The sequence below is a fragment of the Flavobacterium coralii genome, assembly GCF_019891545.1.
Classification (GTDB): Bacteria; Bacteroidota; Bacteroidia; order Flavobacteriales; family Flavobacteriaceae; genus Flavobacterium; species Flavobacterium coralii.
In genome coordinates this window covers 32828-53758 of the sequence record NZ_JAHDIU010000012.1, presented here as the reverse complement: position 1 = coordinate 53758, position 20931 = coordinate 32828, and the positions used below count along the sequence as shown (strand labels likewise).

Annotated in this window: 19 protein-coding genes; 4 read left to right on the top strand and 15 right to left on the bottom strand. The window is 41.8% G+C overall.

The genetic code is table 11. From position 1 onward, the window contains the following. The first annotated feature begins 151 nt into the window (after nucleotides 1-151). Nucleotides 152-631 carry a hypothetical protein gene (locus tag KJK34_RS14280; protein ID WP_223054575.1) on the top strand — a complete coding sequence of 160 codons (480 nt, stop codon included), beginning with the start codon at nucleotides 152-154 and terminating at the stop codon, nucleotides 629-631. 70 nt (nucleotides 632-701) lie between these two features. Further along, on the top strand, nucleotides 702-1256 hold the full coding sequence (locus tag KJK34_RS14275; protein WP_223054574.1) for an inclusion body family protein: 555 nt from the start codon (nucleotides 702-704) through the stop codon (nucleotides 1254-1256). Between the two features lie 63 nt (nucleotides 1257-1319). Here the strand turns inward: KJK34_RS14275 and KJK34_RS14270 are convergent, their stop codons facing one another. The 14 genes from KJK34_RS14270 to KJK34_RS14205 form a co-directional block, all read right to left on the bottom strand. Beyond that, entirely contained in the window at nucleotides 1320-2591 is a 1272-nt protein-coding gene (locus KJK34_RS14270) for an adenylosuccinate synthase (protein ID WP_223054573.1), read from the bottom strand. 102 nt (nucleotides 2592-2693) lie between these two features. After that, nucleotides 2694-3149 carry a Fur family transcriptional regulator gene (locus KJK34_RS14265; RefSeq protein WP_223054572.1) on the bottom strand — a complete coding sequence of 152 codons (456 nt, stop codon included), beginning with the start codon at nucleotides 3147-3149 and terminating at the stop codon, nucleotides 2694-2696. A gap of 57 nt (nucleotides 3150-3206) precedes the next feature. Next, on the bottom strand, nucleotides 3207-5426 hold the full coding sequence (locus KJK34_RS14260) for a RelA/SpoT family protein (RefSeq protein ID WP_223054571.1): 2220 nt from the start codon (nucleotides 5424-5426) through the stop codon (nucleotides 3207-3209). 143 nt (nucleotides 5427-5569) lie between these two features. Continuing rightward, nucleotides 5570-6322 carry an SDR family NAD(P)-dependent oxidoreductase gene (locus KJK34_RS14255; protein WP_223054570.1) on the bottom strand — a complete coding sequence of 251 codons (753 nt, stop codon included), beginning with the start codon at nucleotides 6320-6322 and terminating at the stop codon, nucleotides 5570-5572. A gap of 111 nt (nucleotides 6323-6433) precedes the next feature. Further along, nucleotides 6434-6706: an ArsR/SmtB family transcription factor gene (locus tag KJK34_RS14250; protein ID WP_223054569.1), complete on the bottom strand. Its 273-nt coding sequence runs from the start codon at nucleotides 6704-6706 to the stop codon at nucleotides 6434-6436. 77 nt (nucleotides 6707-6783) lie between these two features. Further along, the gene (locus KJK34_RS14245) at nucleotides 6784-7305 is read right to left on the bottom strand and encodes a hypothetical protein (RefSeq protein ID WP_223054568.1); all 522 of its coding nucleotides are present in this window, start codon (nucleotides 7303-7305) and stop codon (nucleotides 6784-6786) included. 37 nt (nucleotides 7306-7342) lie between these two features. Further along, nucleotides 7343-9415, bottom strand: coding sequence for a M48 family metalloprotease (locus tag KJK34_RS14240; protein WP_223054567.1), 2073 nt, complete (start codon nucleotides 9413-9415; stop codon nucleotides 7343-7345). A gap of 3 nt (nucleotides 9416-9418) precedes the next feature. Next, entirely contained in the window at nucleotides 9419-10216 is a 798-nt protein-coding gene (locus KJK34_RS14235) for a TrmH family RNA methyltransferase (RefSeq protein ID WP_223054566.1), read from the bottom strand. A gap of 6 nt (nucleotides 10217-10222) precedes the next feature. Beyond that, entirely contained in the window at nucleotides 10223-11554 is a 1332-nt protein-coding gene (locus KJK34_RS14230; RefSeq protein WP_223054565.1) for a DUF58 domain-containing protein, read from the bottom strand. Beyond that, nucleotides 11554-12633 (bottom strand): AAA family ATPase, encoded by a 1080-nt coding sequence (locus KJK34_RS14225; RefSeq protein WP_223054564.1) that lies wholly within the window; start codon nucleotides 12631-12633, stop codon nucleotides 11554-11556. The genes KJK34_RS14230 and KJK34_RS14225 overlap by 1 nt, the downstream gene beginning before the upstream one ends. After that, a complete protein-coding gene (locus tag KJK34_RS14220; protein WP_223054563.1) occupies nucleotides 12630-13817 on the bottom strand; it encodes a DUF4350 domain-containing protein in 1188 nt (395 codons plus the stop codon). Before KJK34_RS14220 ends, KJK34_RS14225 begins: the two co-directional genes overlap by 4 nt. 2 nt (nucleotides 13818-13819) lie before the next feature. Continuing rightward, nucleotides 13820-14578: a DUF4129 domain-containing protein gene (locus tag KJK34_RS14215; RefSeq protein ID WP_223054562.1), complete on the bottom strand. Its 759-nt coding sequence runs from the start codon at nucleotides 14576-14578 to the stop codon at nucleotides 13820-13822. Further along, nucleotides 14571-15509, bottom strand: a complete 939-nt coding sequence (locus KJK34_RS14210) for a hypothetical protein (protein ID WP_223054561.1) — start codon at nucleotides 15507-15509, stop codon at nucleotides 14571-14573. The genes KJK34_RS14215 and KJK34_RS14210 overlap by 8 nt, the downstream gene beginning before the upstream one ends. Further along, on the bottom strand, nucleotides 15493-16470 hold the full coding sequence (locus tag KJK34_RS14205) for a stage II sporulation protein M (protein ID WP_223054560.1): 978 nt from the start codon (nucleotides 16468-16470) through the stop codon (nucleotides 15493-15495). The genes KJK34_RS14210 and KJK34_RS14205 overlap by 17 nt, the downstream gene beginning before the upstream one ends. A gap of 21 nt (nucleotides 16471-16491) precedes the next feature. On the opposite strand from KJK34_RS14205, the gene KJK34_RS14200 reads away from it, so the two are divergent. Together KJK34_RS14200 and KJK34_RS14195 are read left to right on the top strand one after the other, a co-directional pair. Then, on the top strand, nucleotides 16492-17235 hold the full coding sequence (locus tag KJK34_RS14200; RefSeq protein WP_223054559.1) for an RDD family protein: 744 nt from the start codon (nucleotides 16492-16494) through the stop codon (nucleotides 17233-17235). Further along, the gene (locus KJK34_RS14195) at nucleotides 17235-17834 is read left to right on the top strand and encodes a trimeric intracellular cation channel family protein (RefSeq protein ID WP_223054558.1); all 600 of its coding nucleotides are present in this window, start codon (nucleotides 17235-17237) and stop codon (nucleotides 17832-17834) included. Before KJK34_RS14200 ends, KJK34_RS14195 begins: the two co-directional genes overlap by 1 nt. A 1-nt stretch (nucleotide 17835) precedes the next feature. On the opposite strand, the gene KJK34_RS15335 is transcribed toward KJK34_RS14195, so the two are convergent. Further along, nucleotides 17836-20910, bottom strand: coding sequence for an FIDD domain-containing protein (locus tag KJK34_RS15335; RefSeq protein WP_223054557.1), 3075 nt, complete (start codon nucleotides 20908-20910; stop codon nucleotides 17836-17838). Nucleotides 20911-20931 lie beyond the last annotated feature (21 nt).

The window sequence follows — 20931 nt, the reverse complement described above, 5'->3', positions numbered from 1 at the left end:
GCTATTTAGCTTTTTCCGAGTATAAATTTACATCAGTAAAAGCAGTAAAAATGGCCATTTAAACCTGTTAAACCAATTACTTAAACACGGAGGAAACCGAAAATCCATTTCTAAATAACAGAGTAGGTAACAACTATAAAAATTACAATTTATGAAAGCTTTAAAAGTAGAAAACGGAGCAGTTTATAACGATTTTGATTATGCAACTGCGGCACAGTGGTGTACACCTTCAGTATTAGGATGCAGTGCCTGTATAGGTGCAAGCGCACAGGGAGGTATTGTTACGCTAACCATTACATTTAACACGCCGTTTGGCAACTGGACTAAAAGTTTCCAGTTCGATACCAATACCAGCTTTACCTGGCAGCCAATACCAAGGGTTAAACTGGTAATCGCCATCGCAAACCTTACAGAGGCTAATAACACAGTAAGCTTTGACCTTAGCGGGCAAATATGTGTGGATGTGCCTTTCATCGGCTGGAAATGTGTTGGCCTGTCGCACCATTTTGATATTCCGCTGCCATTTGCTGCTGATGCACTACAGGCCAGCAAGCTTGACGACAACCAGTTTGCTGCATTACTTGCGCTGCATGCCAGTGGTGCAATGAACTCTTGCAACTGCAACCACTAAAAAAAGTTTCCCCTGTGCAAAGCAGGGGGAAATTTACAAATCTTATTCATCCAACTAAAATTTACTGATCATGTTTAAAAAAGAAAACTTAGAAGCAGCAGCACAATCAATGAACCTGTTGATTGTAATTGATACAGAGTATGTAAAGGCTAATTACCCAAGCCCGAGCCAGGACCAAAACAATCCTACCGGAATAGACCACAATAGCCAGTTTATGATTTGTACCGGCACACGGGGTGTAATCAGCGGGCAGGGTACAGCTGATCTTAGCTTTAAAGCTAATCCGGGTGATTACCTTTCGGTATATGGGCAGTCTATTTATGCCAATTCTGATGATGCGGTAATAGTATATGACCTTAAATACTGGAACGGCGACCAAGTGTTTAATAACTTTCAGGTAGATACCGTGTCGCGCACAAATGTTGTGTTTCCTCAAACCGGTACCGCAAACGGATTGCCGGCGGTAACAGGCCCTGCCAGTTTTATTTCACTTGACTCAAGGGTAAGCAAGCAGGGTACAGAAAACTTTTATGTGTGCTTTGCCTTATATACGCTTGCCGCTGACGGAGAAACGCAGCAGCTTTACGGATACTATTACTGGGATCCTACCATAACTGTTTCCTAACAGTAACTAACCTGAACTAAACCTGTTTAACAAAAAAGCCGCACTTTAATGCGCGGCTTTTTACTATTTTATTATTGTCTGTTTCCTGTCCGGCCCTACAGATATTACTTTTATAGGCACTTCCAGTTCTTTCTCAATAAACTCAATATATTTTTTAAGTTCCTGCGGCAGCTCCTCATAAGTACTCATACCGGTAAGGTCGGCTTCCCAGCCTTTTTTCTCTACATATACAGGAGTAACATTTTCAGGTTCTATGTTATATGGCAGGTGGTTTATCCTTTCTCCTTTATACTCATAAGCGGTGCAAACTTTAAGCGTTTCAAAGCCTGAAAGCACATCTCCCTTCATCATGTAAAGCTGTGTAACACCGTTCACCTGAACAGCATATTTAAGCGCAACCAAGTCTAACCAGCCGCAGCGCCTTGCCCTGCCTGTAACAGAGCCAAACTCGTTACCCACTTTAGCCATGGTTGCCCCGACTTCGTCAAAAAGCTCGGTAGGGAAGGGGCCGCTGCCCACGCGGGTAGTATAAGCCTTAAATATACCAAAAACCTCTTTTACCCTGTTTGGTGCAATACCCAAACCTGTACAGGCTCCTGCCGCAGTAGTGTTAGATGAGGTTACAAACGGGTACGTACCAAAATCTATATCCAGTAATGAGCCTTGTGCGCCCTCCGCAAGTATAGATTTACCTTCTCTCATGGCTTTGTTCAGGTACTCTTCGCTGTCTATAAAAGTAAGTTCCTTTAAAACCTCAACGGCTGTAAAGAATTCCTCTTCAAGCTCTTTAAGGTCATACTGCAGGTCAACATCATAAAAGTCGATCATTGCCTGGTGCTTATCGGCAAGAGCACGGTAACGCTCTTTAAAATCATCCATTTCAATATCACCTATGCGGATACCGTTCCTGCCGGTTTTATCCATGTAGGTAGGCCCAATCCCTTTTAAGGTAGAGCCTATTTTAGCTTTGCCTTTGCTTGCTTCAGATGCCGCATCCAAAAGGCGATGTGTAGGCAGGATAAGGTGTGCCTTGCGCGATATCAGCAGCCTTGTTTTAACATCGATATTAAATTTTTCAAGCCCTTCCAGTTCTTTCTGGAAAACCACCGGGTCCATCACCACGCCGTTACCAATAATGTTTACTGAGTTTTTATGGAATATCCCCGAAGGTACTGTGCGAAGCACATGCTTAATACCATCAAACTCTAACGTGTGCCCCGCGTTCGGGCCACCCTGAAAGCGGGCAATAATATCATATTTAGATGTAAGTACGTCAACGATTTTTCCTTTTCCTTCGTCGCCCCACTGTAAGCCAAGCAGTAAATCTACTGTCATTTGTTGTATTGTTGTTTTGTGTTATGTAGTTTATATAATTCCTTAAAAACAAAAACCAATCCTTGTTAGGGTTGGTTTGGTGTTGCTGCAATCAGCTATATTTTAATTTTCGGGTGCAGGCTGTTGTTTCTTCTGCCCGTACAGGTATAGTGAGTGGTTATGTATCTCTATACCGAATATTTCTTCTATCGTCTTTTTAATAGACTGGATACGCGGGTCGCAAAATTCTATTACCTCGCCGGTATCTGTCATAATGATGTGGTCGTGCTGCTTGTCGAAGTATGATTTTTCATAATGCGACTGGTTTTGCCCGAACTGGTGGCGGCGCACCAGGCCGCAATCCAGTAGCAGCTCTATAGTGTTATACAGCGTGGCACGGCTAACACGATAGTTCTTGTTCTTCATTTTTATATACAGCGACTCGATATCAAAATGTTCCTGGCTGTTATATATTTCCTGGAGTATGGCATAGCGCTCAGGAGTTTTCCTGTGGCCCTTGTCTTCCAGAAATTTAGTGAAGACATTTTTTACAATATCCTGATTTTTATTATTATCCATTTGCCTGTCTGTCAAAATGCAAAGATAATCTATTTTTTCCTGAACATAAAGTTTTAGTTATGCATTCGCTATCCGTGTTACTTTATCTATACCGTCTATCTTTTTGATATTGTCGATAAGCTTTTTCAGGATGGTGTTGTTTTGCACTACTACCGTTACCTGCCCGTTAAAAACCCCTGCATTACCGCTAAGGCTTATACTTTGTATATTTACATGCATATTATTACTGATAACCTTGGTAAGCTCATTAGTAAGCCCTAATGTATCCATTCCTGTAATTTTTAGCGTTGCCTTAAATTCTTCCTGAGATGAATCTATCCATTTGGCAGGTATTATACGGTAAGCATAATTACTTTGCAGCCTTATGGCATTGGGGCAGTCTTTTTTATGGACTTTAATGCCCTCATTTATGGTAATAAATCCAAACACATCATCACCGGGAATGGGGTTACAGCAGTTGGCCAGCTTATAATCAAGCTTGTCTTCGTTCTTACCGAAAACAAGCAGGTCATAATTTCGGCTTATTTCATCCTTCTGTATCTGTTCCTGCGAAACCTGTGGCGAACGCTTAATACGGTTCTTAAAGAAGTTCATCAGTGTGTTGCCCTTCATGGCCGCAAAATCCTTAAGCTGCTGGTTATCTATAGTGCCCACGCCCACACGGTAAAACAGGTCGAGGCTTGTTTTAAGCTTAAAGTAGCTTACCAGCTCATTTATTGTAGATTCGTTCAGTGTAACTTTTAAGTGCCGCATCTTGCGGGTAAGTAGCTCTTTTCCTTCTTCGGCAATTTTTTTGGTATTCTCGTTAAGGACATTCTTTATTTTGTTGCGCGCGCGGGATGTTGTTACATAATCCAGCCAGTGCGAATTTGGCTTTTGGTTGGCTGAGGTTATAACCTCTACCTGGTCGCCGCTGTTAAGCACATGGTTAAGCGGTACCAGTTTACCGTTTACGCGCGTACCTCGTGTATGTACACCAATTTCTGAGTGTATGCTAAAAGCAAAATCTAAAGAGGTGGCACCTTTGGGTAACGATTTTATCTCACCTTTAGGAGTAAAAACATAAATTTCTTTGCTGTACAGGTTCAGCTTAAAGTCTTCTACAAAATCTACCGCATTGCCCGATGTATTCTCTAATGCTTCTTTAAGCAGGTTAAGCCATGTTTCCAGCCCATGCTCTTCGCTGCTGCCCTGTTTGTATTTATAGTGTGCTGCATAGCCTTTTTCGGCTACTTCGTCCATCCTTTCACTGCGCACTTGTATTTCTACCCAACGCCCTTTAGGGCCCATTACGGTAATGTGCAGCGCTTCATATCCTGTAGATTTTGGCGAAGATATCCAGTCGCGCAGCCTGCTCGGGCTTGGGCGGTAATGGTCGGTTACAATAGAATATATTTTCCAGGCCAGGAATTTCTCGTCATTCTGGTTTGCTTTATAGATGATACGCAGTGCAAACTTATCATATACCTCTTCAAAGCTAACACCCTGGTTCAGCATTTTGCGGCGTATGGAATATATAGACTTTGGCCTGCCCTTAATTGTATATTCTATCCCTTCGGCATCCAATGATTTCTGTAGTACGTCAGATATCGACTTTATATAAGCATCCTGCTCTTCTTTACTTTCTTTAATTTTGCTTACGATGCTGTGGTAAACATCCGGCTCTGTATATTTAAGCCCTAAGTCTTCAAGCTGGTTTTTTATGTTATACAGCCCCAGCCTGTGCGCCAGTGGCGCATATATGTATAATGTTTCAGATGCTATTTTGGCCTGCTTGTAGTCAGCCATAGAATCCATCGTTTGCATATTGTGCAGCCTGTCAGCAATCTTGATAAGTATAACCCTTACATCATCATTAAGCGTTAGCAGCATCTTGCGGAAATTCTCCGCCTGCATTGATATTTCCTGGTCTGTTTTTACCTGTGCTATTTTGGTTAAGCCTTCTACAATCTGGGCTATTTTAGGGTTGAACATATTTTCTATATCTTCAACCGTAAGCTCTGTGTCTTCAACCACGTCATGCAGTAGTGCCGAGGCTATAGAGGTGGCACCCAGTCCAATTTCTGAGGCTACGATTTTTGCCACGGCAATAGGGTGGAAGATGTAGGCTTCTCCCGATTTTCTCCTTTGGTCTTTATGTGCATCAACAGCAACATCAAAAGCTTTTCGTATCAGCTTTTTGTCTTCTTCGGTAAGTGTCTGGTAACTGATGCGGAGTAACTCCTTATATTCTTTGGCTATTGCCTTGTTTTCCTGCTCAAGATCTATCTCTGTCATACAACTGTTTAGTATAGCCTAAAGTTACAGAAAAGATTTGTTATTAACAATATGCTGAAAGCCAATATTAACTATCCTGATAAACAAAAAAAGGCGGAAGCATTATTGCTCCCGCCTTTAATAAACCCACAAAAAATTAAACATTAACGTAATCCACCCGAAGCGGTTACTTTTTCACCTGTTACCCAGGCTGCATCATCAGAGGCAAGAAAAACAGCAACACGGGCAATATCATCCGGCTGGCCCATACGAGCCAGTGGTGTGGCAGCTATTATGCCCTGTTCAAACTCAGAGCCTTTCATGCCGGCTGCATCAAGTCCTTCTGTTTCGGTAAGGCCCGGTGCAATGGCATTAACCCTTATTTTTCTGGGCGCAAGCTCTACTGCAAGCGCTTTTGTAATGGTGTCTACAGCACCTTTTGTAGAAGAGTATATACTGGTGTTTGGCATTGGGCCTGTACTCACTACAGAGCTAAGGTTAATTATGCTGCCGCCTTCGGCAGGGAAGTACTTAAGTGCCTCTTTAGCAGCGAGCAGCGTGCCAAGCACATTGACATTATACTGGTGATAAAACTCTTCGGCAGAAACATCTTCAAGCGGGCCAAAGTTATAAATGCCTGCATTATTTACAAGGATATCTACCTTGCCAAACTTTTCGGCAGCCGATTTAAAAATACGTGCCACATCTTCAGCATTGGCAACATTGCCCTGTATTGCTATGGCCCTGCCACCATCTGCCTGGATATCATTCACGGTTTTATCTGCTCCTGTTTTATCTGAAGCATAATTTACGGCTACCAAAGCGCCATGAGAGGCAAGTTTTTTTGCAATTGCAGCACCTATTCCTTTAGAAGCGCCGGTTACTACCGCCACTTTACCTTTTAGATTTGAATTCATATTTATATATTTAAATTTTTCGATGTTTTTAATTTGGGATTTTTATATCTCATATTGCTGGTACAATATTACGAAAAAAATTAATACATTGAAATATTTCGATATGTTTTTTTACTGCGAAAAAGCAGAAAGGTAGTTTATGTAGTCAGTAAAAACTTTATCGTCAATAGAATAACGCATTTCCCGGCCTTCTTTTTCGGGTATAACAAGCCCGGCATCTATAAGCTGCTTAAGGTGGTGCGAAACAGACGGCTGCGCAAGGTCTATCATTTCCCTTATGCAGGCACATGCCATGCACTTGTTCTTCTTTATCTCCTGTAAGATCTTTAGCCGGTGGGGGTCGCCCAAGGCTTTAGATATGCGCTCAAATTCTTTTGCAGTCATAGTATTGAAAAATGCAAATTTATCAATAAATGGCCAAAGCTGAAAACTACTTAACATTTGGTTTGAGCGTGTCGATACTAAAAACAGTATAAAAAGCACTCAAAAGTCTCGAGCCTGCCGTCTTTAAAATACAGCCGCCATTCGTAAAGCGCATTTTCATCTTCCGGGAAAAAAGTAATGATCTGCCCGGTTTCACCGTTTTCATCTACATACTCTTCTGCCATGCCTGCTGCTATGGGGTATGCTTTTTTAAAGTATTTAAAAGTTGTACTATGGTCGAACCAGTCATTCTTGAACTGGATGTACATATTGCGCCTGCGGCTGAAATCGATACTCCGGAATTGAAGCGTGTCGTTTATTATTTCATACCGTGCACCTTTATAGTCCGCTACTGTAACAGTATTTCCGGTAGAGCAACTTTCACCGGGCAGCGGGTCAGTAACTTCATAATTGCCATTGTATTTTTTATCGAAATCTTTTTTAGATATGGTAAGCGGTATCTTCTGGTTAATACTTAAATCATCCCATGACATGTATTCATTCTTCTGTGCTGTTGCACAGAGCGTAAAAAGCAATACAAATATGGTTAGTAGCTTCATGGGAATTCTTTATTTAGCCGAATTTAAAGAAATTATCTTAAACCACAGCACTATCAGTTTTAGCAACTGTAGCGGGAGAAAGTGATGCCTGAAAATCGAGGAAGTCTTTTTTAGCTGCAAACTGCATGTTAGAAAGTGCTGCGCTAAAGTGGTTCAGGCTGTTAAAAAAGACAGTTAAAGCAGCTTCATTAAACATATCGTACTCAAAATATACCCATTCCTGTGAAAGATATTTTTCAAAAGCATCTTTGCTGTTAATGTTTACATGCTCATAAAACGGTTTTTCAGCCATTTGCCTTACGGCTTCTTTAAATGGCTTCTCGCAGTTGTAAAGCCTCTGCATTTTCGCCGGTATGGTATCTGCCTCGTTGCTTGTATTTAAAAATGCAGTAGCGTCGTGCAGCGGCTCAAGTGTTTTTGCTAATACATCCGAATCCTGCATTGTTTTCAGGTAAGCCTCATATTTATTTTTGTACTCTTCCTGTTTTCCCTGCTTTACGGCTAGGTGGTAATAGTAGCCGAATATTTTTGTTTCGTTGGCTGTAATGCTGTTCCTGTAATCGGTAAGTTTTATATTTAGGGTTTCGAGTAAGGTTTTGGTATCTTTGGCCTTATAGCGGTTACCGTCATAATCATACGTTTTTACCATAGTGCCGCCGGCAGCTATCTGGTTAAGTACGGCAATATCGCTTTCAAGCCCTATGCATTCGTTAACATTGCTTATAGTGCTCTCACAAAACAGCTCTTCTTCCGTTACATGCTCTTCTCCTGCAAGCGACTCTAAAGCTACAATGCCCAGATTAAGCTCATCATAAAAGCCGTTATATTTCTTATTGAATGAATATCTTTCAACGTCTTCGTTGTATTCATTCCTGAAATGCTCTTCGGTATGTGTAGTGGTATTGCCCGAATAATATACTTTAGAAAAGAGTTTTTCGGTAACCATTTGTTGCGTTACTTCTTTATCAGTAAACAAAGTCAGCGCATTTGCATTATCAGTATCGGGCTTTATAATATTGAGGCTGTTAAGGCGGGCTATCCTGTCGGCATCACTCGGGTGTGACGACCACTGGTCATCAAACTCCAGTTTCGATTTATTGAGCTTTTTAATATCCGAAATAGTGACATGCGGTAAACCATGCTTTACGGGTAATTGCAGATTATGTATTACCCTTTCCATCACGATGTGCTGTTGCGGATAAATGTTGACAGGCATGCGGTTGTCTCGTATTTTTTCGCCGTAAAAGTTCAGCACGCTGTTATATGCACTATCTGATAGCCCTCCACGCAACAATGATGTTACAAGTGCCTGAGAACCGGTAACATTTGCTGCAACTTCATCAGCATGAAACTCCATCTCCCGTGAAAGTGCGAGGTAGTTTATGTTCAGTACATGGTAAACCTGCTTAAGTACCCATTGTATGCCTGTTACAACCTTAACCCCGATTGCTACAAAAATAGCAAAGAACCCGCTTATGCTTGCCCAGCGGCTTATAGCATTACTATATCCGTTATTTTCAAAAAGCATGTTGTGGATGATGCGATTTACATTATGCACATAGCTGCCCACCTTCATGCTGCGCTGCGAAAAGTGCCCGAATTCGTGGGCAAGAATACCTTTAAACTCATCTACCGTAGTGGTGTTCATCAACCCTATACCTATCATCAGGTTTTTTCGAACGGGCAGGAACATGCTCCAGAACCCTGAGTTGTAAAATACAGCCGCATTTACATCGGGTGTAAGGTAAACATGCTTGGGGAATTGTGTTCCTGTCTGCTCAACAATATCTTCTATAAGGGCAAAGATCTTTGGTTCTTCTTCGCGGGTTATTTCGATAAGGTCATCCCTGTTTGCTTTAGAAGATGACACCACAAACTTAAGCAGGAAAAAGAGTACCAAAAGCCCCAGACTTATTACCCCTATACCAAGCATAAAAGTGATACCGTGGCGCCCACTTACAATAATATAAAAGCCTGCGTATGCGCATGCAACGGTTAATGCCACTGCCATTGCAATAAGTATAATGTAGGATATAACAAAAAGTATAACAGATAAAATAGCCTTTGTAGCTTTCTGTTTAAAATCTTTAGAGACGGTAACCTGGTTCATTGTTTATGGTAAATTAAATCCTCTTTGCCTTTTAGCTTCAAAAATAAGTATTGCAGCCGCCACCGAAACGTTCATCGAGTCGATTTCGCCATGCATAGGTATAATGATGTTTTGCTTTGCAGCATTGCGCCATTGTGGTGTTAATCCTGAATCTTCGGTGCCAACTACAAGCGCGGTGGGCTGGGTGTAATTCTGCGTGTGGTAGCTCACGGAATTTTGGAGCGTAGCGCTGTAAATGCTGATGCCTTTTTTATTAAGATAAGCTATAACCTCTTCTGTGCTGCCTGTGGCTACGGTATTGGTAAATAGACAACCCACACCTGAACGTATAATATTAGGGCTGTATAGGTCGCTTTTCGGGTTGGCTATAATAACAGCATCAAGGCCTGCGGCATCAGCAGTACGCAGTAATGCTCCAATGTTGCCGGGTTTTTCCGGGGCTTCTGCCACAAGTAGTAAAGGGTTTTCTCCCAATGCGAGTTTTTCAAGCGAATGATCTTTTGCTGCCGCTACGGCTATAAGCCCTTCGGTGCTATCGCGATAAGCCAGTTTTTGGTAAACTTCTTTTGTTATTGCAATTAGTTCTGCCTGTGTGCCTGCCAGTTCCCGCACCTGATTTTCTGTCAGCAGTTCCGGTACAAAAAGTACGGTTTCTATTTTATACCCACCCTTGCGGGCCAGCATAACTTCGCGCTGCCCCTCTATTAGAAAAGTGCCGCTTTGCCTGCGTGCTTTTGCTTTTTCCTGCAGTTGCACCAACGATTTTATAAAAGGATTCTGTATGCTGCTAATCTGTTTCATTACACTTTATAAAATTCCGCGGGCCTTAATTTCAAGATATTTGTTGATGCTGTCTATAGTAAGGTTTTCAGGCTTTGTAAGTACCGAATAAATACCGTATTTGCGGAGCTCATTTACGATGAGCCTTTTCTCGAATGCAAATTTCTCGGCAATCACCTGGTCGTAAACTTCCTGAATGGTATCCGCTTTTTTATTGATAAAAGCATCAAGCTCCGTGTTTTCGAAAAATACCACTACGAGCAGGTGGTTCCGGGCAATACCCTTAAGATAGGGCAGTTGCCTGTTTAAACCGTCCAGCGTTTCAAAGTTCGTGTAGAGCAAAATCAGGCTGCGCTGGGTAATGTTCTTTTTTATATCGGCATAAAGCCTGCTGTAATCACTCTCAAAAAAGTCGGTTTTAATATTATACAAGCTTTCGAGTATGCGCTGCATCTGAGAGGTGCGCCTTTCGGCTGCCACGCGGTTCTCTACCCGTTTGCTGAAGGCTAGCATACCGGCCTTATCCTGCTTTTTAAGGATAACATTGCTTAGCACAAGCGTTGCATTTATGGCATAATCTAAAAGGCTTAGCCCCTCAAAAGGCATTTTCATAACACGCCCTTTATCTATAACCATATAAACATTCTGCGAGCGCTCATCCTGAAACTGGTTTACCATCAGCTCATTTTTCTTGGCTGTGGCCTTCCAGTTTATGGTACGGATGTCATCTCCAGATACATATTCCTTTATCTGCTCAAACTCCATAGTGTGCCCAATGCGCCTTATTTTTTTAAGGCCGTACTGAAAAAGCCGGTTAGAGAACGCCATTAGGTCATACTTTCTTAACTGGATGTAAGAAGGGTAGGTGGGCACCATTTGTCCGTCACCAAACGCATACCTGCGCGAAACAAGGTGCAATGGCGAAGAAACATAAATGTTTAGCTTACCGAAGTAGTACTCGCCCCTTTCTACAGGGCGCAGGCTGTATTCAAAAGTGTCTGTTGCACCTGCTTTCAGGTGCCTTTTAATGCTGAAATTCCGCATCTGGAACTGCACAGGTACTTCATCAATAACTTTAAGGCTTACCGGAAATCCATAACTGCTTTCTGCCTTTACCTGAACCGGGTTTTCATCTCCGTTAGAAAATTTTTCGGGTGCCGTGCGCTCTGCTTTAAAACGGTCATTCCCGGCATAAAGCAGCAAGATGTCTATAAGTGTAAAAGCAGCCAGTATATAGACCAGCATCCATAATGCGGTATAAAAAGCAGGGACAAAATAGGCTATGATAAATCCTGCTATAATGCCGCAAAGGATATAGAAAAAGAAATTGGTTAAGTATAAGCTCCTGAAAAACTTCATTAGCGCGGTATTTCTACAGTATCAATTATCTGCTTAATTATTTCCTGGCTGGTAAGGCCTTCCATTTCGCGCTCGGGCGCTACCACAACACGGTGCTGCAATACAGGAATGGCAGCTTCTTTAATATCTTCAGGCGTTACAAAGTCTCTGCCCCTTAAGGCTGCATAGCCTTTCGCCGCGTTTAATATTGCAATAGAAGCACGCGGAGAAGCACCCAGGTACAGGAATGCATTTTCACGTGTGTTGGTTACTATGCGGGCAATGTACTGAATTAGCTGTGGCTCTACCATAATGTGCTTAACAAGCGCCTGGTACTTTATTATCTGTTCACTGTTTAACACAGGTTTTATATTTTCGAGCTTGTTGCGTTCCTGCAATGCATTTTCGCGTTGCAGTATAGATATTTCCTCCTCAAGGTTAGGATACTCAATAGTAATTTTAAAAAGGAAACGGTCTAACTGTGCTTCCGGCAGCCTGTAAGTACCTTCCTGCTCAATCGGGTTTTGTGTGGCAATGGTAAGGAAAGGTGCTTCCATTTCATAGCAGGTACCTTCTACAGTTATCTGCCTTTCTTCCATTACTTCAAACAGGGCGGCCTGCGTTTTTGCAGGGGCACGGTTAATTTCGTCAATCAGTACAAAATTTGAGAAAATAGGACCCTTTTTAAAATCAAATGTTGACTTGGAAAGATCAAATACCGATGTACCCAGGATATCCGAAGGCATTAAATCGGGTGTAAACTGTATCCTGCTGAAACCCAGCGACAGCGTTCTTGCGAGGAGTTTTGCGGTAATGGTTTTTGCCACACCGGGAACACCCTCGAGCAGCACGTGCCCGTTTGCCAGTATGGCAACAAGCAGCCTGTCTATCATTTTTTGCTGGCCTACAATAACGGTGCTTATTTCCTGCCTTATCGCCTCTATGCCCTGCTGTAGCTCGGCAAGGTCAAGGCGCGACTGAAAGTTAATGTTCTCATCGTTTACGGAAGCAGTTTCATTATTTATCAGTGCATCTGGCTGTTGCGGCGCTTCGTTATTATATCCGTTTGTTTCGGGGTTGCTATTTTCAAATTCTGTCATAACCTCAGTTTTTCAATTGCTTTGTTAATTTCTATTACATCAGCCTCAGTGCTTGCAAACTGCTGGCGGTGTTTTTTTATTAAATGTATAATTTTCTGGATGTCTTCTAATGGTTTACCCGACTTAAGGTGCAGCTTTTCAGCAAACGAATCATCAAGCGAGTAGGTGTCTATCAGGTATTCATTCCTTATTTTTTCAAGAAAATAAATAATCTTCTTATCGATTATGTTGCGATGGTCTCTTTCCTGGTAATACAGGTTACCTATGGTTTTTGTAAAAGCTACCGTAGTATTCCTCAGCGGCTCTGTTTCGGGCACTATGCGCTGCTTTCTTTTGGCGTTAAAGAACATAAAAATAATAAGGCTCCAGAAGGCAACCCAGAAAGCCGCATGCAAAGCAGGTTGGTTTAATATGTATCGTAAGGGCGAACCCGACAAACGCTCGTTTAAGTTGCTGCCGGTATTCCAGTACACATCTGCCTGCGGCATATAGGCAAGCACATCCTGTGCATATTTATAATGGTCGTCTTTCAGCAGGTGAAAGTTGCCAAAAGCGGCAGGCTGGGTATGCAGTAAAAAATTACCCTGCCCAAAAGGTACGCTTATGTAGTTAACATCTTTACGGTTTAAAAATTCCTGGTGTCCTAAAACCGTTGTTACCGCAGTATCAATCGATTTAAAGTAAACAGGCATTGCGCCCTCCCTTAAGTAGTACTTTTCAGATTCTGGATTATCAATATAGGTTAAAATAGAATCGCTTATATAATAAAAAGATTCAGTCCTGACTTTCAGGGTATCTAAAATTTCCTGCGGAAACTCGTGCATGCTAAGGAAAACCGTATTGCCGTGCTCTGCGAAATACATCAGTTCTGTTGCCGATTCCTCGTCCAGATTATTTCGGTCAGAAATGCTGATGAATGAGCCTTTAACCGAATATTCTTTTGCATCATAGTCATACTGGTCATCAAAATACTCGTATGGCGTTATGTTAAATTTATTTACATCATGCCCCTTAAAAAGTGATGGCAGTTCTTTATCAAATACAAACAGCCCAAATGGTATTTTATCATTTGGGTCATAAGTTTGAGACCAGTCAATAGGTTTCGGGCGGGTTGCATCAATAATGATTATTATCGCGAGTACGACTACAATTAATACAACATAAAGGGTGACTTTCCTGTTCATCTTTAAATTGTATTTATAGTTTTACGGAATGCTTTTTCCGCTTTATTAAATGCTGCTTCATCTATGGGGAATTCTCCATACCAGCTGTAATCATATACGTAAGAAAGATACTCAAACTCTTTTCTCAGGTTGCTGTCTTTAATTTCATAGGCATATTCTGAGTTGGTTTTATCCCAGTGCCAGTTTATTATTTCTTTTACCGACATTTTTTTGAGTAGCCACAGGTAGTAATAGCGTATGGCAAGGCGGTAGTTGGCAGACTGGCGTGTTTCTTCTATCAGTGAAGGAAAATCCATCTGCCTTATATCTTCTTCGGTAAGGTCATGCGTTGCAATGTTCTTACCCGATTTACCAAATATCCATCCGCTTTCTTTGTTAAGAACTGCTTTTACAATCATGTATATGGCAAAAAGTACTATAGCTCCCGCCAGCAAGTACCCCATATATGACATTATGCCTGAATTAGCGCCTTCTTCACCGGCTCCGAAAAGGTCGCGTAAAAATTCGCCTACAGATTCCCAGAAACGATCCCATGCCGATTTTGCCCTTGTCTTGGTTTCATACCTAAACTCGCCATCGCTATAGGCATCCTTAAAATCATCGTTAAAATTTCTTGGGGTGAAAGAGGGTGGGGCAGCTACGGCAGCGCTATCAGCGGCCACTGCAGTATAGGCTGCGGTGGTATCGGCAGCCTGCAATGGTGTATAAGGATGAGCGGCTACTGCAAAAAGCAGCAGTATATATATAAAATATTTATTCAATGTCTGTTCCTATTAGGTCAATGTCAGAATGCAGCGAGTTATTCTCTATGTTTTCCCTGCTGCTGTAATATATCATTCCCTGGTTTATTAAAAGCACATTGGTAAGCAGGTAACCCACCACCGAGGATATAAGGAAAGAAACCAGCATCAACACACCCATTGTTGACAATGCATCGGCCTGGTCTTCGGGTCCCTGTATTTCCGTAAGAGTAAGAAAGCCACCAATTATATAGGGAATAAGTGATGTTATGGTTTGTACCACATAAAGAATAATAATAAATATGGCAGTAGAACCTGTATGCGCCCAAAAATTGGAAAATACGTTATTATAGCCGTTTCTCATGGAGGTAAAAAAGCCGTTGTTATTGTTGAGGTAGTCATAAAATGACTGAAACACCCAACAACTGATGAAGGCAAAAACAAACAGGGCAACAGGTATGCCTATAAGTATCATAATCAGCAGTACGCAAATAACACCCAGTATTGCAGCGATGGGTAAAAAGGTAATGAGCGAAAGCAGTGAGAAGATAATTACTCTGCCAAAGCTCTTTTTAATGCCGCTAACAAGCTCTCCTGTTGTGGGAGAAGGTTTGGTTTCCATAATGCGCAGGTAAACCACGGGGAAAGCATAATTTATGGCACTTAATACTAAAATAAGGATACCGCAAAAAATAGCGGTGGCTATAAAAAAGCCGGTATTGTCGTAAAAATAACTTTCGAGTAACTGGTCCTGCTGCGGGTTGGTAAACCTTGTAAAAAGCCCTTCAAAAAACACTTTGGCTCCCAGGTACATTAGCACAACAAGCACCAGCAAAAAGCCACCTGCAATTTTTATATAATTGCTAAAGTAGTTTTTACCCGCAACCCTGAAAAAAGTAAAGGTATCATTAAAGATATTATTGAAATTCCTCTTTTTAAATAGCTGGAACATTAGCTTTCATTTTTTTATTTACCCGGAAAGGATATATCAGGAAATACCACGATATAACCGAAAGTGTAAACAATATTATAAATATATTAAGTGCCCGCGGCATATCCGGCGAGTAACGCGTAACAAAGCCTTCCAGCATACCTGCGGCAAATGTAAAGGGCATTGTGCTCAGTACTATTTTTATACCGTCTTTAAACCCGGTTTTTAATGAGGCAGTGCGTGAGTAGGTCTTGGGGAAGAGTATAGATGCCCCTAATACAAAACCTGCCGCCGCTTCTATCACTATGGCAAATATTTCCATAGCGCCGTGTATCCATATACCGCGAACGCTCTCCCAAAACACATCCTGCTCATAAAAGAAGTACTGGAATGAACCCAGCATAATACAGTTTTGCAGCAGTATATAACCTGTGCCGAAGCCTGCAAAAATACCTGCCGTAAAAGATAACAGCCCAACCCTTAGGTTATTTAGTGTTATACCTATGGCGCTGCCCCAGTTACTGCCGCTTTTATATACGGCAACCGGGTTTCCTTCTTTGATGTTTTCGAGTGTCATGTTTACGTAATAATCACCCATGATAAGCCTTACAAAAGAGCCATCATTAGCGGCAGATACCGCCCCTATGGCCGTAAACAAAAAGAAAAGTATAAACGCATAAAGTACATAGCGCCTGTTGCGGTACACAATAAGCGGGGCTTCGGTTTTAAAGAAATGCACAAGCCTGTTGGTCTCTTCGCGTTTGGTTTTATAGATTTTCTGGTATATGACAGAGGCAAGATGATTAAGATAGGTAACTGTCTTGCTTTTAGGGTAATAGGTCTGTGCGTATGATAGGTCATTTACCAGGTGAATGTAGAGGCTGGCAAGCTCATCCGGATTTTTTTTGGTTTTACCGAAAATAGCCTGCTCAAATTCAAGCCATTTTTCTTTATTTTGTTTTATAAACGCAGCTTCTCTCATACAAAGGCTAAAATATAAAATATGTCAGAACTATCAATAACCACCACACAAAATGTTAATATAAATTTTAATGCGGCTACGCTGGGAGAACGCATTCTTGCCTACCTGCTCGATCTGGTTATCTGGATAGCCTACTTTGTAATAATATACGGAGTACTTTTCCGGGTTACAGGCCTCAATGATCTTTTAAATGAAATGGATACATGGTCGGCTATGGCTATTTCACTTATTTTTTACCTGCCTGTAATGTTATATACCCTTATTCTGGAAAGCCTGATGGAAGGGCAAACGCTTGGCAAGCGCATCATGAAAATTAAAGTGATAAAGATAGACGGCTACCAGGCGGGTTTTGGTGACTACCTGATCCGCTGGATATTCAGGCTGGTTGAGGTTACACCCCCATTATCGTTTGTGTCTGTTATAGCGATGATGGTTAATAAAAAAACACAGCGCCTTGGCGATGTGGCGGCGGGTACTGCTGTTATAAGCCTCAAGAATAATATCAACATTAACCACACCATACTGCGTGAGCTTGATGACCGCTATATTCCGGTTTATCCAATGGTTATAAAGCTAAGTGACAACGATGTGCGGATTATTAAGGAAACCTATGAAACCAGCCTAAAAACAACTGACTGGGCTATGATACAAAAACTACAGGAAAAGATTGAAAAGGTTACAGGTATAAAATCGGTTTCTGCAAATGCTACTGCTTTTATAGAAACCGTGCTGAACGATTATAACTACTATACACAGAAAATGTAATGTTCCACCTGCTGGATGTATTGGGTACTATGGCGTTTGCCATATCGGGCGTGCTAACGGCTATTAATAAAAAAATGGATCCGTTTGGCGTTTTCGTCATTGCCTTTGTAACAGCAGTGGGCGGGGGAACACTGCGCGATGTCCTGATTGGGCGTACACCTGTAGGCTGGATGCGCGACCTGACGTATGTTTATGTTATTACTGCAGGCTTTTTTACCGCACTGCTGTTCCGCAGGAAGCTGGACAGGCTGCGCACTTCTTTATTTTTGTTTGATACTATCGGGCTTGGTGTTTTTACGCTGATAGGCCTCGAAAAAGGACTGGAAGCAGCCCTGCACCCGGTTATATGCATCGCGCTTGGCACCATGACGGCCTGTTTTGGCGGTGTAATACGCGATATACTCTGTAACGAAATACCCGTTATTTTTCGAAAAGAGATTTATGCAACCATTTGCCTGCTTGGCGGAATGTTGTTCTTTTTGTTATTATGGCTTAATGTGCCGCAAACACTTGTTTACCTGCTTACTTCGGGTATTATAATTGCCATAAGGCTAATGGCTGTTTATTATAAATGGGCATTACCGCCTTTAAGCAAATGATTTATTTAGTTACATAAACCCATCCTACAATTGGTTCCGGATATTCAGGGTCATTGAGTTCTAATACAAAATAGTATGTGCCCACAGGTACTGTGTTTCCTTCAGGCCCTACCTTATCTACACTTGCAATACCATCCCAGTCGGCGGTACTGTGGTTGCCTGTCCATACCAGGCTGCCCCAGCGGTTGTAAATACTCATTTTAAAATTAAAGAATATATTGCGCAATCCTTCTACAAAAAAAGAATCATTATAGCCGTCTCCATTAGGGGTAACATAGTTATAGGTAGTTGGCGGGCATTTTTTTGTACTCAGCATAAACGACGTTAAGCTGTAACAGGTCTGGTTATCTACCCTTACAAAAATTTCCTGGGGGTTAGCTGTGCTGTTATATGCCGAAGTATTTAAAATACGGTTGCTGTCCTGGTTGGCATCGGCTTCTGAAGCATAAAAATAAACAGTATCGCCCGGTTGGGTTTTAAGTGTTTCTTCATAAGCGGAGAAGTCAAATATTCCAAGTTCAAAACCTAAATTACAGGAAACAAAGCTTTCCGGTTTTTGCAGGCTTGGTGAAAGCGGAAGTGATACAAGTGACGAATCGGTATTATTCGTTTCATCCGTTTCAACCACCATACCTGTACCGTCACCAATATCATCTGCTACAAAGAGCAAATCAAAATTGAGTGGGATGTCATCAGGTATCACAAGGCTGATAGTGCTGCTCTCGCTGCCCCCAATGGGAATATCAAGTATTGTTTCGGCATATTCTAAAAAAGTACCGTTTATATAAATTGATATTGGCAGCCCGCCGGGAAGTATATCAAAACTATTGAAGTTGTTCACCGTAAATTCTACTGTTACAATGCGGCTGTCGCACTGCAAAATAATATCCGCTATGGTTATGGTAGCGTCAGGGAAAAGGCAGTCAATGGCAGTAAGAGTAAAACTGGTGGTGTCGTAGCAACCGCTTTCATTTTCCAGCCTAACGTAAATGGTTTGCGGATTATTGCCGTCAGAAATATAAGCGGAAGGGTCTGCAATATCATTATCTCCCGTGTTGGCATCATTTTGTGTAGTATGGAATGTAACCATATCTGAGGGGTTATTTTGAAGCAGTGCTATGTAACCTGAAAAATCGAATATACCTATGTTAGTTCCATTATCCGTTTCACACTCGGTCAGGTTAGGCAGTACTTCTGTTATAACAGGGCTCACGAATAACGTACCGGATAGTGTTGCGGTATTATTTGTTTCGTCAGTTTCTGTTTCTATGCCCTGCCCGTTTCCTGTATCGTCAACAACAATTGTAATATTCAGATTTAAATTGCTGCCCGGTATTGTTGCCGTTACCGTACCACTTTCAGATCCGCCAATGGGCATGTCTGCCAAAGTAGCGGCAGTTGCTACTAATATACCGTTATTATAAATAGCGATAGGCGTTCCGGCAGGCAGTATATCCTGGCTGTCAAAATTATTTACAGTATAGGACAGGGTTATGGTACGCGAATCGCAGCTTTGATCTAAGTTATTGATTACAATAGTCCCGTCAGGATAAAGGCAATCGTCTGTTACTAAAAGGAAAGAACCAATAGAAACACAGCCTTCCTCATTTTCGATCCTCACAAATATTTCCTGTGGGTTACTTGTTGACTGGAATGACGATGTGTTGGTAATGGGGTTTTGTGGTACATTTGCATCAGTTTCTGAGTTGTAGAACGTAACGATATCTTCCGGTTCTGTTTTAAGCGACTCTTCATAACCTGAAAAATCAAAAACAGCTAAACCCGAACCATCATCACAACCTATAACGTTGGGTATTACTGCCGGTAGCGGTGGCGAAAGTATTTGTGACACTTCCAGTATAAAGAAGTTATTTTCTTCGTCAGTTTCGGTTACTATGCCACCCTGCCCATTGCCCTGGTCATCTACTACAGCCAATAACTCGAAATCCTGTGGTGTGCCTGCCGGTACGGTAATTATTGCCGTTCCACTTTCACTGCCTCCAATAGGCAGTGCCTCCACAGTTACGGCTGAACCGGCCTGCTGCCCGTTAGCATAAAATGTTATGGGTGTACCTGCCGGTAAAACATCAGTACTATTAGTGTTATATACAGTATAGCTTATTTCAAAAAAGCCTGCGTTACAGCTTGTTGTTGCATTATCTATGGTTATGGTTGCGTCGGGTAACTGGCTATTTAATTTGGTAACAATTGCATTTATCATTACAAAATCCTGACCCGATTGCAGTGTTATATCGGCAGTTTCATCGCCAATGTTTATATTGTTTTGTATATCATAAATGTCCAGGTCCATGTTATACAGCGTGTTTGACCCTGTAACACTATTTGTGCCGTTAAAAGCGTTGTTTACAGGATTAAGCGCATTACTAAGCGGGTTACCGTTGATACTCAGCGTTTCGCTTATAGCTAATGAAGAGTCGCCTTCCCAGGCAAGGAAACCTATTTTGGCTCCAACATTATCAATAACATTAAGGCTGGGCAGTGTTATGTTTATTGCTGTCGGTACATATTGAAGCCCATCGTAAAGGTTAAGCTGGTTAAGCGGCAGGTTAGGGTTGTAGTAAAATACTATAATGGCCCAGCCACCAAAATTTGTTTTAATACCGCAATAAAGCTGCTCTGCAACTACTGCTGTAAGATCTAATTCTGAAACTGTATAGGTTCCGTTTCCGGTTGCCTGTACCAAATCGGTAACATCTGCAAAGGCGCTGAAATAAGCCCGTGTTTGCCCGTCGGTATTCAGCGCCATTAGCGGAAAATCACGTTCAGCGGTTATGTCAGTACCGTTAAGCTTTATATCAAAATCGCCAAAACCTGAGCCTGCCCAGTACAGGTAAGCGGCAACAACTTCATCATCGGGGTTAAGGTTTAAATCTTCTGATGAAGATGTATTTATAGTACATGTAGCCGTTGGGTTGTTTTCGGCAGGATTAAGAGTATTGCCAACAAATGTAAAGTCGTACCTTCCGTTAAATTGCTGGTATAGCGATATGTCCTGCGCATTTGCGAAGTACCCTGAAAGCAGTAATAGTATAGTGTGTAATAGTCTTATTTTCACGTTGGTTAGCGATTTTTGCTT